This window comes from Bacillus cereus group sp. MYBK108-1 (assembly GCF_051917185.1).
GTDB classification, from domain to species: domain Bacteria; phylum Bacillota; class Bacilli; order Bacillales; family Bacillaceae_G; genus Bacillus_A; species Bacillus_A cereus.
On sequence record NZ_JBQAHZ010000013.1, the window covers coordinates 1 to 16179 of the forward strand.

Below are 16179 nucleotides of genomic sequence, written 5' to 3' on the forward strand. Positions count from 1 at the left end.
GAGGAATATTAGCAGGTCCTCCTGTATTAGGTATCTTGAGCTCTTTTCCAACTGGAAGATTCTTTTCGTCAATACCTGGATTTACTTTTTTAATATCATCTACACTTACATTAAATCTTTGGTGTAGTTTATAGAGGGTGTCATCTTTTTTAACCTCATACGTTTGCATTTGAGGAGGAATATTAGCAGGTCCTCCTGTATTAGGTATCTTGAGCTCTTTTCCAACTGGAAGATTCTTTTCGTCAATACCTGGATTTACTTTTTTAATATCATCTACACTTACATGATATTTTTGTGATATATCCCAGAGGCTGTCACCTTGTTTAACCTTATACTCTTGAACGTGATGAGTGGTGTTAACAGGTTCTCCCGCACTAACCTCATCTAAATATACAGGACGTCCAAAGCCAATAATCTTCCACTTTGGTGTTCCGCTAATGGAACGCTTGCGACGTTGTACTTGTCCACCATCAGCGTTCGAACCACTCCCTGTGTTCCCCTCGATAGTTTGCACAGTGTTACTATCAATAACTTTCTCTACCCATCCGATATGGCAAATGCGCTTGCCGTTATGGAAGAATGCATAATCACCTTTTTTCGGGGTTGTGTACCACGCGCCTTTGTTCTTAAAAAAACTAGCATGATACGGAGTGTAAGCAAACTTACCGCATATATCCGTAGCCCCTACTTGATTTGCACACCATGCTTGAAACATATCACACCACGGTTGACCGTCTTGCCCGTACCACTTTCCGTATTTTGTTTTATTTGAATCAGCTGGCGTTTCGGTACTGCCAATTTCTGCTGCTATAACAGCGCCGAGCTCTGAAATTTTACATGCCATTAGTGATCGCCTCCTAGATATTTCGGGGTTTGTTCAGGTTGATTTTCTGGGTCTGCCTCAGATAGTCTATTACCAGTATCTTCTAGCAAACCTTGCTTGATAAGATCCTCATCACTCATTATTTTATTTGTAGTATCTGTCATTACGTCTGAAAGAACTGGCGTCAGTTCTTCTGAATAGTCATCGTCTCCTAGATATTTCGGAGTTTGTTCAGGTTGATTTTCTGGGTCTGCCTCAGATAGTCTATTACCAGTATCTTCTAGCAAACCTTGCTTGATAAGGTCCTCATCACTCATTATTTCGTTTGTAGTATCTGTCATTACATCTGAAAGGACCGGCGTCAGTTCTTTTGAAGCTTCTGTTTGGTATTGTAGTGTGTTTGCTGGTCGTTGTCTTGTTAATCTGTCAGACAGAATACTTTTGGACAAGTAACGATGGAACATGTATTCAAATAATGCAACACCAATAGCAGCGATGAGCGACATAATCAACTCATCATCCCCGTATGTTAGGTTCTCACTCATTAGCCAGATGACTACAAATGCCAAACCAAAATCAATAATTGTTGCCACTGTATTATTTGTTCTAGGTAATATCAGTAAATCACCAATTAAATACGCTGCAGCACATAAAACAAGAGTTATTAAAAAGATGTTTCTAAATTGCATGTTAAAAAAGAAACCGAGAATGACGGACAAAAGGATAAGATTTGATACAAATTTTACTGCAAAAGCCTTAACATGTTTCATGTAAAGAACTCCTCCTTTTTTCGTAGTGTGCTAAAACTTTTAAAATTTTTTCAAGCTTCGAGTTCATATTTTAAATATTCACTCTTCTGTTTTCATCCTCACTTTTTCATTTATAAGAGATTTTAGAAAACACAACTTTATTAAGGGGAGTGAAATCTAACCATACCTATCATTTGTTATACAACAAGGTAATATAAGTGCTAGTTCTTACCAGAATGATTAAAGATAAAAAATACAGGTAACAAAGAAAAAAAGCCCTATTGTGAGGATTTTTCTTTGTTATAAATTAATAAGTTACGCAATTTTGACCAAAAAGTAGTATATAAAAATGTCTCAAACCGAAATCATTGATATAAAAGGTAGAGCCTGCCTAAATTGACAAAAAATTTGTGGTTCTGAGCAAAAACAATTGCAAAAAGCCGGAGATTTTGCCGGCGTAGAATCCATCGGTATCCACACCATGCACAAAACCTTCGGCTATTGGTTCTATAAACAAACAAAAGATGTAGCTATGTTACAAGAGATACTTAATTATAGTACACCAAAAATTAAATTGAGATATATTGGAATTAGCGAAAAAAGGATAATACATTGGATACATTTCATATTTAAAACATTATAAAATAGTCAAAATAATTACTACTTTATTTCTTTATAAAATTCAATATACAATCAGAATAACACTACCAATTCTCAACCATATTTTGACCTTGTTTAAAAGAAAAAGATTTACTATTTACAAATTTCAAAGAATTGTTTTTTAAATCTAAAACATAAGTACTTAAGACCCAAGGGAAATTTTCAGTATTATTATAATTCATTGTTTCTATCTGATTCTTTTGATTAAATCTTGGTGGAAAAACATAATTTAAAGAGCTATTTAATGGTACCAATTTTCCTTTACTTACATAATATAAGTATCCAACTTTTGTATTGCAATCAATTTCAAGTGAAACCGTAATTAAATCAGGATATGATTTAGATTTTATAGAAAAAACCGATTTTTGAGTTTCATTGTAAGGAAACCCTTTTAATATAATAGGTGTCATATTAATTTTTTTCTCACCTTGTTTCTGAATCGCAAAAGTGTAATCACCAACATATACTTTATCATCACCTCCACCACAAAAATAATAATCACTCTTAATTTCTTCAGGAGCAAAAAAATAAACATTATAATTAAAACCAGAAATATCTTTAAGATTCAAAACAGCTCTACTTATTTTCGAAACATTAATATTTGCATAAGAATAGCTTTCAAAATGAAAATAACTGAATATAAATACTAACAAACATAATAGTGCTTTCTTTTTATTCATTATTTATTTCACCCCTTTTAATTACTAAATATAATGTTTCACAAATTTATTATAACTATACAAAAAAAGAGCCTATAAATAAGGCTCTTAAAATAATCTATAAACTTTAACAAATAAACCCCATAAACTCCTTTGATTTAAAAACCGTCTTGCTCAAGCTGACACCAAGTTTTTGGACCAACAATTCCATCTGCTAAAAGACCACGATCACTCTGATAATTTTTTACTGCTCCATCAGTTACAGGACCAAATTGGCCATCAATTCTTCCTGAATAATATCCATTCGCTTGGAGAAACTTTTGAAGTTCTACAACCCAATGTCCATTGCTTCCTCTACGAAGTGTTGGGCGATTTTCACTAGGGCAAGGATAATTTTTAGGGAAACCATCTTGCTCAAGCTGACACCAAGTTTTTGGACCAACAATTCCATTTGCTAGAAGACCACGATCACTTTGATAATTTTTTACTGCTCCGTCAGTTACAGGACCAAATTGACCATCAATTCTTCCTGAATAATATCCATTCGCTTGGAGAAACTCTTGAAGTTCTACAACCCAATGTCCAGTGCTTCCTCTACGAAGTGTTGGACGATTTTCACTAGGGCAAAATTCTTCTCTTTGAATCATAAAACCGTCTTGCTCAAGCTGACACCAAGTTTTCGGACCAACAATTCCATCTGCTAGAAGTCCACGATTACTTTGATAATTTCTTACTGCTCCATCAGTTACAGGGCCAAATTGACCATCAATTCTTCCTGGATAATATCCAATATTCTGAAGAAACTCTTGAAGTTTTATAACCCAATATCCAGTGCTTCCTCTACGAAGTACTGGACGATTTTGGCTAGGGCAAGGAACTATTGGACCGGAACCTTCAGAAAAACCGTCTCTCTCAAGTTGACACCAAGTTTTCGGACCAACAATTCCATCTGGAAGAAGTCTACGATTAGTTTGATAATTTCTTACTGCTCCATCAGTTATAGGGCCAAATTGACCATCAATTCTTCCTGAATAATATCCAAACTTCTGAAGAAATTCTTGAAGTTTTACAACCCAATATCCAGTGCTTCCTCTGCGAAGTGTTGGACGATTTTGGCTAGGGCAAGGAACTATTGGACCATCAAGCTCTATTGCAGAAATAATCACAGTTCTTAAGCCAAAGGGACTTTGAAATATTACCTCTACCTGTTGATTTTGACCATGACCAAAAGTCCTTCTAATAAATATAGGAGTTCCTATAGAAAAATAACTTGTATTTGCTGGAGCTGCAATTGTTTGCCCAACATAAAAACTATAATCTGTTGCACGATATTCATTATCCAAAGATTTATTTTCTGAGGAATCATCATATCCATAATTATCCTCTCTATACAGAGGTAAATATGGATTAAAATCTTCGTACATATTTTAAACCTTCTTTCTAATAAAATTTATGTTGTATAAAACAAAACATAAAATATAGGTATGTAATTGGGCATATGTATGTATCCGCTAATCCCCATCTTATATAAGCCCATATTTAAAATAATTAAATTTTATTTTAAATATGGGCTTATATTTTTATTCATATATATTAAAAGTCATACGTTGTAAATAAAAAGAAATTGACTTTTTAACAAAAGAATAATTTCCTTAAATGATATAGAAAAAGCACTGCTGAAATCTTCAGCAATGCTTTCCCATTAAACGTGCTATGATAATGAAAGTCTATTTTTTCTACTCATGAGTTCTGTATACTCATATACATTTATTTTAGCTTTAAGATACGTTCTATTTCTTCCACACTCAACTTACTTGCTTTTGCAATAGTTTCAAGTGGTACACCAATTTCATGCATTCCTCGAATCATCTGCATCTTACCTTGCTCAATGCCTTTTTCCATGCCCTCTTGTTCTGCATGAGCTAACTTAGCTTGTTCATCTAGAAGTAATTTCTCTCGAGCTTCATATGCTGTTCGGAAAGAAGAATCATGGCTCATATTTTCCCATTTATTTATTGCCTTTTGTAAAATTGGATCTTGATTCATCGCAATCTCCTCCAATGTTTGAGTTAAATGTTCATCTTCATGTGCTGGTAATAATAACATCCAACGAACAAATGTATTTTCCCATGGGTTTACTTTTTCTTCACGCCATTGTTTTACTAATTTCGGTATCTCTACAAAATGGATTTCAATGTCGTCACTTAAGAGTTGCTGTAATTTTGTATTCCATAATTGTCCGATGGTATGAAATTCATCATCCTGAGAAAATAAAATAAAGTCTAGTAAGTTAATGGTAATTGTTTTCCGAAGTGAACGATATGGCATTCCTTCTTGCATTTGGGAAGTATAAAGTTTACTCCAGTAATATAAGGAGCGCTTCACCATATCATGTGTATTTCGAAGCTGGATTTCGATATTTACTTGCGTCCCATTATCCAGTGTTGCTAATAGGTCTAAAATCGATAACTTATCATCTTCATAAGATTTATGGAGATGTGGATCATCTAATTGTAGCGAAGTAATAGGTGCATCTAAAGATTCTTCTAAAATTGCATTTAGGAAACCCGTTAAAATTTCCTCATTTCCTTTTGTTCCAAATAACTGTTTAAAAGCAAAATCAATGCGTAAATTTACTAATTTAGTGGACATGGATTTCCTCTCCCTGTCTATATCATCTCTTATTACTATTGTACATAAAAAAAGGTAGAACATGCAAACAGGCTCTTACGTTACCTCACATAAGAGCCTGCCTACATTTACAAAAAATTAGTGGTTCTTAGCAAAAACAATTGCAAGTAACATCGTTTTTGCCCAGAACCTTTATTTTCATTTATTCTTTTTCCGGCCAAATTTTCGCATTAGGTTCTAATAACCACTTATGTTCTTCCTCCATGATACGATCATCCCATGGGTTATTCTCAAGGTGTCTAATCATCCAGCAAAAATACATTGCATATCCAGGCGCCGTTGCTTGTGGATGGTCTAACTCACCAGGAATTGTAATAAAGCTATTATGTACAACGCGATAAGCATCCTCACCAACCATTGCACATCCAAATCCCTGGGGTTTGTTAAAGCGATAATAATATACCTCTGGCTGATCATGGTGGTGTGGTGGATAACTGGACCATCGCCCTGGGTAGGAAATAACCTCTCCTACTACCATATTAGAATACGCTGCATTGTTATAGTCAAAAATTGTACGAATAACACGCTGCGCTGTTCCCTCCCATACTCCATCTCCGGCTACAACACTTTGACACTCATTTGGAGTATATAACTTGGACGCAAATTCTTGATTATTATCGGTTTTTTGAACGAGCACTTCACTATCTAAAAGAGCAGTAATTGTGACCTTCACATTTTTAGCCACATGTAAGCACCAAGGGTTTTCTTCAAATACAGATTGTCTTTGAAGAACTTGTTCCATTCCTTCCCATTCTAAACGTATTGCCCCTTCTAGTAAAAGAACTGCCGTTTCATTCTTATTATCAAATAGCAACTCTTCTTTTCCATTAGACATCTTATATATGCCTATATCCATTAACATATCACTGCATTGACCGTTCATTTCTATTAATACATTATAGCCTTCATTTAATTCACCTAATTTTCCTAACATGATGTTCTCCCCCTTTTTTTAATGGCTACTTTATTATTCTCTACCTTTGTCAGCTAACTAAATTATGAGTTCCTTCTATTATTTAATGAAGAAAGCTTTTCTGGTTATGCTTTGTTTTCACTTCCGAATATGAGCATATGGTTTTTAACGTTTTCGTATACGGCCTCAATTACATCTTGATGATACGTAAAGTAATCTGAATAAGGAGTATTTAGGGCAACAGTGTTAACCGCAGCAATTACATTCTGAAACGTTGCCGTTGCTACATTAATTTTTCGAACACCATGTTGAATACATTGCTTGAAATCCTCTGGACTAATGCCAGAGCCACCATGTAAAACGAGTGGGATATGAACTACCTCATTAATTTCCTGCAAGCGGTCTAATCGTAAAGCAGGATCTCCATTGTACATACCATGCGCATTTCCAATTGCAACAGCTAACGCATCTACGTCCGTTTCTTCTGCAAATCGTTTTGCTTCTGTAGTGCTTGTCAGCAACATCTCAATATCTTCTGATCCGTCCTCACTACCACCAACTCTGCCAATCTCAGCCTCTACCGTCGCACCGTACTGTTTCGCAAGTTCTACAATTTCTTTTGTCTTTTGTATATTTTCCTCTAACGGATAGTGAGAGCCATCAAACATAACCGAACTAAAACCAATTTCTAATGTCTCTTTAATTGTTTCAAAAGTCATACCGTGATCAAAGTGAACTGCTACTGGAACAGTTACTTTTTTCGCTGCAGCTACCATCAAAGGACCAATCATATGAATTGGCGAATGATTCAAACGAACTTCCGCAATTTGTAGAATAAGCGGCGAATGTAACTCTTCAGCTGCTTTGATAGCTCCCATGACCGTTTCCATATTAGCGACACTAAAAGCTCCGACCCCATAATTCTCTTGATTTGCCTTTATTAAAATATCTTTCATTTGAACTAATGGCATTACATATTCACCTATTTCAATATTATTTATTAAATAGAAAACAAACGTCTCGTCTTTTTACTCCTTATGTAATCTCACAAGGCAGAAATTAAAGACCTGCTTTTTCATGTATAAATTTTCGGGCTTTTAATGCGTATTCAAAAGGATTCGCTAAAGCCGGGTCTTGCTCTGCTTCTACCACAAACCAGCCCTTATATTCAGAGTTTGCAAGAATAGTAAACACTTCATCAAATACAATTACGCCATCTCCTGGAACTGTAAACGCACCATTCTTTACTGCCTGTAAGAAGCTTAAATTGTTATCCTTTACAGTATCTACTACTTCTTGACGAATATCTTTTAAATGTACGTGTTTAATCCGAGGTAAATATTTCTTCAAAATATAAAGAGGCTCTTCTCCTGAAAAAACAAGATGACCTGTATCAAAAAGCAGAGATACAAGCGCTGGATCAGTCATGTCCATTAACTTTTCAATTTCTGCCGTTGTTTGAACACCCGTACCCATATGATGATGGTATACAATATGGAGTCCCTTTTCCTGAGCTAATTTACCGAGGTGATGTAATCCATCCGCAAGCTTATCCCACTCTTCTTCTGTAAAAACAGGCTTATTTTTAAATAGTGGTACATCCATTAAACCTTGAATACTATGCCCTTGCTCTGAAACAACGATGACTTTTGCCCCCATGTCATGCAAGAAATCCCTATGCTTAATAAATTCTTCTACCGTCTCTTCAAGCGGCTTCGTTGTTAAAAACGTACTAAACCATGCACTAGCAATCTCCAAGTTTCGTAATTCCAAAGATTTTTTTAATACAACTGTATTTCTCGGATATTTATTCCCTACTTCACTTCCATTAAATCCAGCTAGTGCCATCTCACTAATACATTGTTCAAACGTATTTTCTGCCCCTAGCTCCGGCATATCATCATTTGTCCAAGCAATTGGTGCAATTCCAAGCTTAATTGTATTCTCTTTAAACATCCCCTTGTCTCTCCTCTTTACAAAATGTGACAGAATTTCGTCAAATTCTCTTATCTGTTCATTAAAAAGAGAGCTTCTTAAACAATATGCATATAGATAAAAAGCTCTCTTTGTGCCCTAATCTAATAAGATCTTGCCTGTTGCAAGTTACTTACTTTACTCTCGTACGCAGCTTGTACACTTTGACTTTTAGATACTTCTGCAACACCCACATGCCACCATGACTCGTATCCATTTGTCATTGTTTTTGGTAATACTTTAATATCAAGTAATGTAGAAACTGTTTGTTTTTTCGCATCTATAAGCGCTTCTTGTAATTGTTCTAGTGATGTAACATGATATGTTTTCACACCATATCCAGCTGCGCTAGCTGCAAAATCAATTTTCATAATTGCCCCGTCTAATTTACGAGTTTCCTGGTTTCGGTAGCGAAACTCTGTTCCAAAGCTCCCCATTCCATTGCCCATTTGTAAGTTATTAATGCAACCAAATCCGGAGTTATCAAACAATAAGACGTTAATTTTTTTGTTTTCTTGAAGACTTGTGACAAGCTCAGAATGAAGCATCTGGTAACTACCATCCCCTACCATTGCATATACTTCCTTCGATGGTTCAGCTAGCTTTACACCAAGTGCGCCAGCAATCTCATAGCCCATGCAAGAGTATCCATACTCCATGTGATATGTATTTGGTTTTCTTGATGCCCACATTCTTTGTAAATCACCTGGAAGACTTCCTGCCGCTCCAACGATAATTGCATCTTCATCAAGTAATGTATTGATTTGTCCAATGACTGCGGTCTGTGTTAAATGTGTACCAAGTGTGTCTACATACTCATTTAAATTCCCATCGAAATGGCCTTCGACTTCTGGTGTGAAATCTTGACCTGTAAAGCGAATATTATGTAGACGTGATAATTCTGTTTCCCAAGCATCTTTTGCATCAGCAATTTCTACTGTATAACTAGATTGATAATCAATTTCTTGCAGTTCATCTATTAGAGCAAGAAGTGCTTCTTTCGCGTCCGCTATAACCTTTAATGCATCCAGCTTATTCGCATGGAATTCTGAAATGTTGATGTTTAAAAACTCAACTTCTTCATTTTGAAATAATTGTTTCGATGCCGTTGTAAAATCAGTAAATCTCGTCCCGATGCCAATAACAAGATCCGCTTCCTTTGCAATTGTATTAGCTGCTACATTTCCCGTTACCCCAATGCCGCCTAGATTATATCGATGACTACTTTCAATCGCACTTTTTCCAGCTTGTGTTTCTCCAAATGGAATGTGGAATGTTTCAGCAAACTGTTTTAACTCTTCTGCCGCTTCTGCGTATCTTACACCACCACCACAAATCATAACTGGCTTTTTCTTTCTCTTAATCATTTCCACTGCATCCGCTAAGCTGGCTTTTGTAGGTAGACGGCGTTCAATACGGTGAACACGCTTTTGGAAGAAGTAACTTGGAAAATCCCATGCTTCTCCTTGGACATCTTGTGGTAAACAAATTGTTACAGCTCCTGTATCTGCCGGGTTCGTTAAAACACGCATCGCTTGAATCATAGCGGTCATCAATTGTTCAGGACGATTTATCCGGTCCCAGTACTTACTTACTGCACGAAAAGCATCATTTGTAGAAATAGATAAGTCATGTGTTTGTTCAATTTGTTGAAGAACAGGATCAGGTTGTCTCGTTGCAAATACATCTCCTGGAAGTAATAAAACAGGAATATTATTTGCAGAGGCTGTTGCTGCAGAGGTAATCATATTTGCTGATCCAGGACCAACTGAAGAAGTACATGCCATAATTTGTTTTCTATGTTTTTGTTTTGCAAAAGCCATCGCAGCATTTGCCATTCCTTGTTCATTTCTCCCTTGGTATACCTCTAATTCCCCTGCGTCTTCTTCTAAAGATTGACCTAGGCCTACTACATTTCCATGACCAAAAATCGTAAAGATTCCCTTAATAAACTTTTGTTGAGTTCCATCAAACTCTACGTATTGCTGATTCAAAAATTTCACCAATGCTTGCGCCGTCGTCATTCTAACAGTTTGCATGTGATTTGCTCCTTTCTATCTCTAACAGTCATTCTGTATATGAAAAAGGAGTATTAGGAATTTGATAGACTCCTAATACTTCCTTCTTATGTTTTACCACTTGCGTTACTTTCGCTTACAAACAACTAGAAAGAGTCTACCTCTCTCTTAATGATTACTTTTCCCAACGAGATGTAAGCATTTTCTTTCTTGTATAAAACTCAACGCCGTCAGTACCATTCGCATGAAGATCACCATAGAAAGAGTCTTTCCAGCCAGAGAACGGGAAGAATGCCATTGGCGCCGGAACCCCAACATTCACACCTAACATACCTGATTCAATTGTTTCACGGAATTGACGTACACTTGCCCCACTATCTGTATAAATGCAAGCTCCATTTGCAAAACGAGACTCATTGGCAATTTCAATCGCTTCATCCAATGATTTCACACGAACAATAGATAAAACAGGAGCAAAAATCTCATCTTGCCAGATTTTCATTTCTTTTGTAACATGGTCAAAAATTGTTGGCCCAACGAAGTAACCAGCTCCTTTTACAGCTGTATCTTCGCGTCCATCACGAACTAATGTAGCGCCCTGTTCTACACCTGAATCGATGTAACCAATTGTGCGCTCTTTATGATTTTCACGAATAACTGGCCCTAAAAATACATCTTCATCAAGTCCATTGCCGATTACAATTTTATTTGCTTCTTCTACTAGTCTTCCAACTAATTGATCTGCAATATCTTCTTCTACTGTTACTACAGAAGCAGCCATACAACGCTCACCAGCTGAACCGAATGCAGCACTAATAATTTGCTTTGTTGCTAGTTCAAGATTTGCATCATTTAATACAATGGAATGGTTTTTCGCACCTGCTAATGCTTGCACGCGTTTTAAGTTTTCTGTTCCTTTTTTGTATACATATTCTGCGACAGGCTGAGAACCTACAAATGAAATTGCCTTCACTAATTTATGTTCCAGAAGACCGTTTACTACATCGTGAGCGCCATTTACGATATTTAATACACCTTTTGGCAAGCCTGCTTCTTCAGCTAATTCTGCTAATCTTGCTGCTAGAAGTGGTGTACGCTCTGAAGGTTTTAATACAAATGTATTACCACAAGCAATTGCAAGTGGGAACATCCAGCATGGAACCATCATTGGGAAGTTGAAAGGTGTAATGCCGCCTATAACACCAATTGGGTAACGATACATGCCAGACTCAATACCTGTCGCAATATCAGGAAGCTGTTTTCCCATCATTAATGTAGGAGCACCCGCTGCAAATTCCACACACTCAATACCACGAAGAACTTCACCGTAAGCCTCGTTATAGCTTTTTCCGTTTTCAATCGTAATCAGTTTCGCTAACTCTTCCCAGTTATCTACTAGTAGTTGTTGATATTTAAATAGAATACGAGCGCGTTTTGGTACAGCCGTTTTAGACCAAGATTTGAACGCTTCATTTGCTGCTAATACAGCTTGTTCAACATCTACTTTTGTTGAAAGTGGTACCTGGGCGATTACTTCCCCTGTTGCTGGATTGTATACAGCTTCCATCTTAGTAGAAATAGATTCTACCCATTCGCCACCAATGTAGTTTTTTACAATTTGTGCTGTTTGTACTGTCATATTCATTCTCTCCCTTTTATGTAATGTAGAAGCGTCCAATAGGATACGCCCTTACTTGATTATTGATTTATAAAGTTTCTATACCAATTCCTCAGCCGTTTCCATGAATGCAGAAATCTCTGCCCTTGTTGGCATTGCATCAGAACAGCTATGTTTAGAAATAACGATTGAAGCAGAAGCGCTACCTAATCGCATCGCTTGAGGAATCTCAAGCCCTTGCATTAAGCCATAAATAAACGCAGATGCATACGAGTCGCCAGCACCAAATGTCTTTAACACCTTTGTTTTAAAGATACCGCCTCGGTGTGATTGACCGTCTCTCGTATAAGCGATTGACCCATCCCCGCCATGTTTAATCACAACGATTTTCGCATGATGAGAAAACCATCTTTCAGCTGTAACTTGGTCATTAGACTGTTCATAGTTTAATAGTTTTTCCATCATATCGTATTCTTCACGCGTTCCAATAATGACATCAGATTTTTCAGCTGCTAGATTGTAATACACAGCCGTTTCAGCTTCTGACTGCCATGTATAAGGGCGGTAATCCACATCAAAAAATACAACTACATCATGCTTACGCGCATATTCTAGTGCTAAAAATACCGCCTCGCGAGAAGGACTTTTCGCTAAAGCTGTTCCTGAAATTAAGATTGCTTTTGATTGTTTAATATAGTCCTCAGATACCTCTGTTGGATCAAGGTTTAAATCTGCGACATTGTCGCGGTACATTAAAATACTGCAATCCTCAGGGCTTTTAATTTCTGTAAATGCTAGACCTGTCACTGCACCTGTACGGTCGATACATATCTGATCTGTATTAATCTTATTGTCCTGTAGATACCCTGTAATAAAGCGGCCCATTTGATCGTCGGACACTTTACCGATAAATCCTGTCTGTAAGCCAAGACGTGCCGCACCAATCGCAATATTTGCAGGAGATCCTCCCACATATTTAGTAAACGTTCTTGTTTCTTCCATAGGACGTTGTGTTTCATTGGCATTTAAATCTACGCATAAACGTCCAACTGCAATTAGGTCTAATGGACAATCTTCTTTAAAAATAAGTGGATTCATTATTACTACCTCCCATACTTTATGAATGAATGATAAGGTTCATATTTTTTAAACCTACTATTCATTACTCTTTATATATCTAGAAGTAAGCGCTCTCTTTATTGATTTAATGCAGGCTGTTTATGTTCAATTTGTACAGGTTTTCCTGTTAGTAAGGATTCCTTCGCAGCCTTCGCAATTCGCTCTGCTTGTAATCCATCATTACCACTGCAAATAACAGCCTGTCCTTCTATAATTGACTTTGTAAATTGTGTTACTTCCTCAATGTAAGCTTGCGTGTAGCGCTCTAAGAAGAAATACAGCGGCTTATCTTTTACAACACCTTCTGTTTTTGACACTTGAACTGTAGTCGGGCAGCAATTATCCGCAGCAACCGCGCCTTTTTCACCAAACACTTCCACACGCTGGTCATATCCATAAACAGCTTGGCGGCTATTATCAATTACCCCTAAAGCTCCATTCGCAAATTTTAATGTGACAATTGCAGTATCAACATCATTTACTTCCTGAATGGATGGATCAATTAATGTTGTTCCATATGCAAATACTTCAACTACTTCACTATTCATCACATAACGAGCCATATCAAAATCATGAATCATCATATCCATAAACAATCCGCCTGAAGAGCGAACATATTCTATACTTGGCGGTTGTGGATCGCGTGACGTAATTTTTAAAATATGTGGTTGTCCCACTTCGCCTTGTTGAATAAGGTCATAAACTTTCCTGAAGTTAGGATCAAAACGACGATTAAAACCTACTTGAAGAGATACTCCCTGTTCTTTCACCACTTCTAATGCTTCTAATGTTTCTTCTACTGAGAAACTAACAGGCTTTTCGCAGAAAATATGTTTTTTCGCAAGTGCTGCTTCTTTAATAATTTGCGCATGTGTATTTGTTGGTGAACAAATAAAGACAGCATCAATTTCTGAATCTGCTAATAAATCCTGATAGTTTGTAGTCAGAGTGGAAATCCCTTTATCTTGAGCCCACTTTTCTAGATGACTAATTACTACATCTGAAACCGCTTTAATTTTTACTTGTGGCATAAGCTGCAAATTATCAACATGTAATTTCCCAATTCGTCCAGCACCAATAATACCAATCTTTAAAACGTTCATATGATTTCTCCCTCTATATTAAAATTTAAGAAACGAAATGAAAGTCTATAGGGTTTAGCGTATCAAATAAGTTAAGCGCTTTCCCTATTTTTCTTCATTATACACACTTGTTTCTAAATTGAAAACATTTTTATTTTTTTGAATACTTACCTTATCATCCGAATTTTAAATTCCCTCCATATACGTATTACATAAAAAGAAAAATTAATAACTAGAAATATATACTCTAAAAAGCTACAAATATATTCTTTTAAAATACTGATATAACAATGAAAACCAAGCCTTTGAAATAGTACTCCCCCGTCTATAAGGCCTTTCTTTCTTTTCATACTCGCCATTATTTTATTCTCCAATATGTAAATAGAATGTTTCTATGAAAGAAAGTTGTAAATTGTCAAAAAATTTAATTGACGCTCTCATAATGTAAGCGTATACTTTTTTTATCAAAAAGAATTAAGCGCTTAACCAAAAAATAACTTATCGGTGGTGGGAGAATGAACGCTATTAGTTCAAACAAAACATTTATGGACAAGATTGGGATCCCTTCTAATTTAACTTGGGGATACATAGGGATTATTGTTTTTATGATTGGGGACGGGTTAGAACAGGGATGGTTATCCCCTTATCTCGTTGAAAAAGGACTAACGCTAGAACACGCTGCTTTCCTGTTTACTATTTACGGAATTACTGTATCTGCTTCTTCTTGGTTTTCTGGGGTATTTGTACAAATGTGGGGACCAAGAAAAGTCATGACGTTTGGTTTAGTATCATTCATTTTAGGTTCAATCGGATTCATAGGTATAGGAATTCAACATATGAATTATCCCGTAATATTAATTTGCTATGCCCTACGCGGGTTTGGTTATCCCTTATTTGCTTATTCTTTCCTAGTTTGGGTATCTTACAGTACACCTCAACAAATGCTTTCAAGAGCAGTTGGCTGGTTCTGGTTCGTATTCCAGCTAGGGCTTAGTGTTATAGGAGCATTTTATTCTAGCTATATGGTTCCTAAAATTGGAGAAATCGCTACTTTATGGAGCGCTTTAATTTTTGTTGTCGTAGGGGGATTATTCTCAATCGTTGTAAACAAAGACAAATTTAAAGCACAAACCGTAAGCGCTAACAAATCCAGTGAATTATTAAAAGGCATTACTATCGCATTTGAAAATCCTAAAGTTGGTATAGGCGGTATTGTAAAAATTATAAACTCGGCCGCTCAGTTTGGATTTGTTGTTTTCCTACCTACCTATATGATGAAATATAATTTTACGATGACTGAATGGCTTCAAATTTGGGGTACTCTATTCTTTGTAAATATGGTGTTTAATATTATTTTTGGTATTGTTGGAGACAAGTTTGGTTGGGTAAATACAATTAAATGGTTCGGAGGAGTTGGTTGCGGTATTGTAACTCTTGCACTCTATTATGTACCACAAATGGTAGGACATAATTATTGGGCAATATTATTTGTTGCCTGTTGCTATGGAGCAACACTTGCTGGTTATGTACCTCTTACAGCATTAGTCCCATCTTTATCTCCTGAAAATAAAGGAGCTGCAATGTCTGTCTTAAATTTAGGTTCAGGATTATCAGCATTCGTTGGACCATTAGTGGTAACTGCCTTCATCGGTCCTTTAGGTGTTGGCGGCGTGATGTGGATCTTTGCTGGTTTGTACTTCTTTGGTGCATTTTTAACTCATTTCCTTACTATTCCAAAGGAAAATGAGATGGAGCAGGATTTAAATACGAAAAGCGGTGAACAATTCTCTGTATAACTCCTAAATATAAAAGAAGGTCATCATAGCTGTATATGGTTATGATGACCTTCTTTTTATTATATTCAAGTAGGATA

13 protein-coding genes and 1 pseudogene are annotated in these 16179 nt (G+C 36.3%); 2 read left to right on the forward strand and 12 right to left on the reverse strand.

The genetic code is table 11. The annotated features are described in order from the left end of the window. Positions 1–844 (reverse strand): LysM peptidoglycan-binding domain-containing protein (locus ACTFSL_RS17895; RefSeq protein ID WP_440042156.1); only part of this gene is annotated, 844 nt, incomplete at its 3' end. Further along, entirely contained in the window at positions 844–1593 is a 750-nt protein-coding gene (locus ACTFSL_RS17900; RefSeq protein ID WP_440042157.1) for a YndM family protein, read from the reverse strand. The genes ACTFSL_RS17895 and ACTFSL_RS17900, both read right to left, overlap by 1 nt. A gap of 403 nt (positions 1594–1996) precedes the next feature. Between ACTFSL_RS17900 and ACTFSL_RS17905 the strand changes: the two are divergent. Next, a pseudogene (locus ACTFSL_RS17905) lies at positions 1997–2205 on the forward strand (tyrosine-type recombinase/integrase); the annotation flags it as partial. A 71-nt stretch (positions 2206–2276) separates the two neighbouring features. On the opposite strand, the gene ACTFSL_RS17910 reads toward ACTFSL_RS17905, so the two are convergent. From ACTFSL_RS17910 to iolG, 10 genes are all read right to left on the reverse strand, one after another. Further along, positions 2277–2912, reverse strand: a complete 636-nt coding sequence (locus tag ACTFSL_RS17910; protein ID WP_063538504.1) for a hypothetical protein — start codon at positions 2910–2912, stop codon at positions 2277–2279. Between the two features lie 137 nt (positions 2913–3049). Further along, on the reverse strand, positions 3050–4315 hold the full coding sequence (locus ACTFSL_RS17915) for a peptidoglycan-binding domain-containing protein (RefSeq protein WP_063538502.1): 1266 nt from the start codon (positions 4313–4315) through the stop codon (positions 3050–3052). A 343-nt stretch (positions 4316–4658) separates the two neighbouring features. After that, entirely contained in the window at positions 4659–5543 is an 885-nt protein-coding gene (locus ACTFSL_RS17920) for an Rpn family recombination-promoting nuclease/putative transposase (protein ID WP_048565539.1), read from the reverse strand. A 181-nt stretch (positions 5544–5724) separates the two neighbouring features. Beyond that, the gene (locus ACTFSL_RS17925) at positions 5725–6516 is read right to left on the reverse strand and encodes a 5-deoxy-glucuronate isomerase (protein ID WP_063538500.1); all 792 of its coding nucleotides are present in this window, start codon (positions 6514–6516) and stop codon (positions 5725–5727) included. A 104-nt stretch (positions 6517–6620) separates the two neighbouring features. Continuing rightward, entirely contained in the window at positions 6621–7466 is an 846-nt protein-coding gene (locus ACTFSL_RS17930; RefSeq protein ID WP_063538498.1) for a class II fructose-bisphosphate aldolase, read from the reverse strand. Between the two features lie 88 nt (positions 7467–7554). After that, positions 7555–8451 carry a myo-inosose-2 dehydratase gene (gene iolE, locus ACTFSL_RS17935; protein ID WP_063538496.1) on the reverse strand — a complete coding sequence of 299 codons (897 nt, stop codon included), beginning with the start codon at positions 8449–8451 and terminating at the stop codon, positions 7555–7557. A 122-nt stretch (positions 8452–8573) separates the two neighbouring features. Continuing rightward, positions 8574–10508, reverse strand: a complete 1935-nt coding sequence (iolD, locus tag ACTFSL_RS17940) for a 3D-(3,5/4)-trihydroxycyclohexane-1,2-dione acylhydrolase (decyclizing) (protein WP_063538494.1) — start codon at positions 10506–10508, stop codon at positions 8574–8576. 154 nt (positions 10509–10662) lie between these two features. Next, a complete protein-coding gene (locus ACTFSL_RS17945) occupies positions 10663–12126 on the reverse strand; it encodes a CoA-acylating methylmalonate-semialdehyde dehydrogenase (RefSeq protein WP_063538492.1) in 1464 nt (487 codons plus the stop codon). 78 nt (positions 12127–12204) lie between these two features. After that, complete coding sequence (iolC, locus tag ACTFSL_RS17950; protein ID WP_063538490.1) at positions 12205–13203, reverse strand: 5-dehydro-2-deoxygluconokinase; 999 nt, start codon at positions 13201–13203, stop codon at positions 12205–12207. Positions 13204–13301: 98 nt separating this feature from the next. Next, positions 13302–14327, reverse strand: a complete 1026-nt coding sequence (iolG, locus tag ACTFSL_RS17955; RefSeq protein WP_088338159.1) for an inositol 2-dehydrogenase — start codon at positions 14325–14327, stop codon at positions 13302–13304. Positions 14328–14821: 494 nt separating this feature from the next. Between iolG and ACTFSL_RS17960 the strand changes: the two genes are divergently transcribed. Next, positions 14822–16102: an MFS transporter gene (locus tag ACTFSL_RS17960; protein ID WP_088338157.1), complete on the forward strand. Its 1281-nt coding sequence runs from the start codon at positions 14822–14824 to the stop codon at positions 16100–16102. The last annotated feature ends 77 nt before the right edge of the window (positions 16103–16179 follow it).

Bases quoted from the DNA above. Each gene is read 5' to 3' on its own strand.
- ACTFSL_RS17960 (WP_088338157.1), top strand. From the start codon at position 14,822: ATGAACGCTATTAGTTCAAACAAAACATTTATGGACAAGATTGGGATC.
- ACTFSL_RS17925 (WP_063538500.1), bottom strand. From the start codon at position 6,516: ATGTTAGGAAAATTAGGTGAATTAAATGAAGGCTATAATGTATTAATA.
- iolE (WP_063538496.1), bottom strand. From the start codon at position 8,451: ATGTTTAAAGAGAATACAATTAAGCTTGGAATTGCACCAATTGCTTGG.
- ACTFSL_RS17945 (WP_063538492.1), bottom strand. From the start codon at position 12,126: ATGACAGTACAAACAGCACAAATTGTAAAAAACTACATTGGTGGCGAA.
- iolG (WP_088338159.1), bottom strand. From the start codon at position 14,327: ATGAACGTTTTAAAGATTGGTATTATTGGTGCTGGACGAATTGGGAAA.
- ACTFSL_RS17915 (WP_063538502.1), bottom strand. From the start codon at position 4,315: ATGTACGAAGATTTTAATCCATATTTACCTCTGTATAGAGAGGATAAT.
- ACTFSL_RS17930 (WP_063538498.1), bottom strand. From the start codon at position 7,466: ATGCCATTAGTTCAAATGAAAGATATTTTAATAAAGGCAAATCAAGAG.
- iolD (WP_063538494.1), bottom strand. From the start codon at position 10,508: ATGCAAACTGTTAGAATGACGACGGCGCAAGCATTGGTGAAATTTTTG.
- ACTFSL_RS17920 (WP_048565539.1), bottom strand. From the start codon at position 5,543: ATGTCCACTAAATTAGTAAATTTACGCATTGATTTTGCTTTTAAACAG.
- ACTFSL_RS17900 (WP_440042157.1), bottom strand. From the start codon at position 1,593: ATGAAACATGTTAAGGCTTTTGCAGTAAAATTTGTATCAAATCTTATC.
- iolC (WP_063538490.1), bottom strand. From the start codon at position 13,203: ATGAATCCACTTATTTTTAAAGAAGATTGTCCATTAGACCTAATTGCA.
- ACTFSL_RS17910 (WP_063538504.1), bottom strand. From the start codon at position 2,912: ATGAATAAAAAGAAAGCACTATTATGTTTGTTAGTATTTATATTCAGT.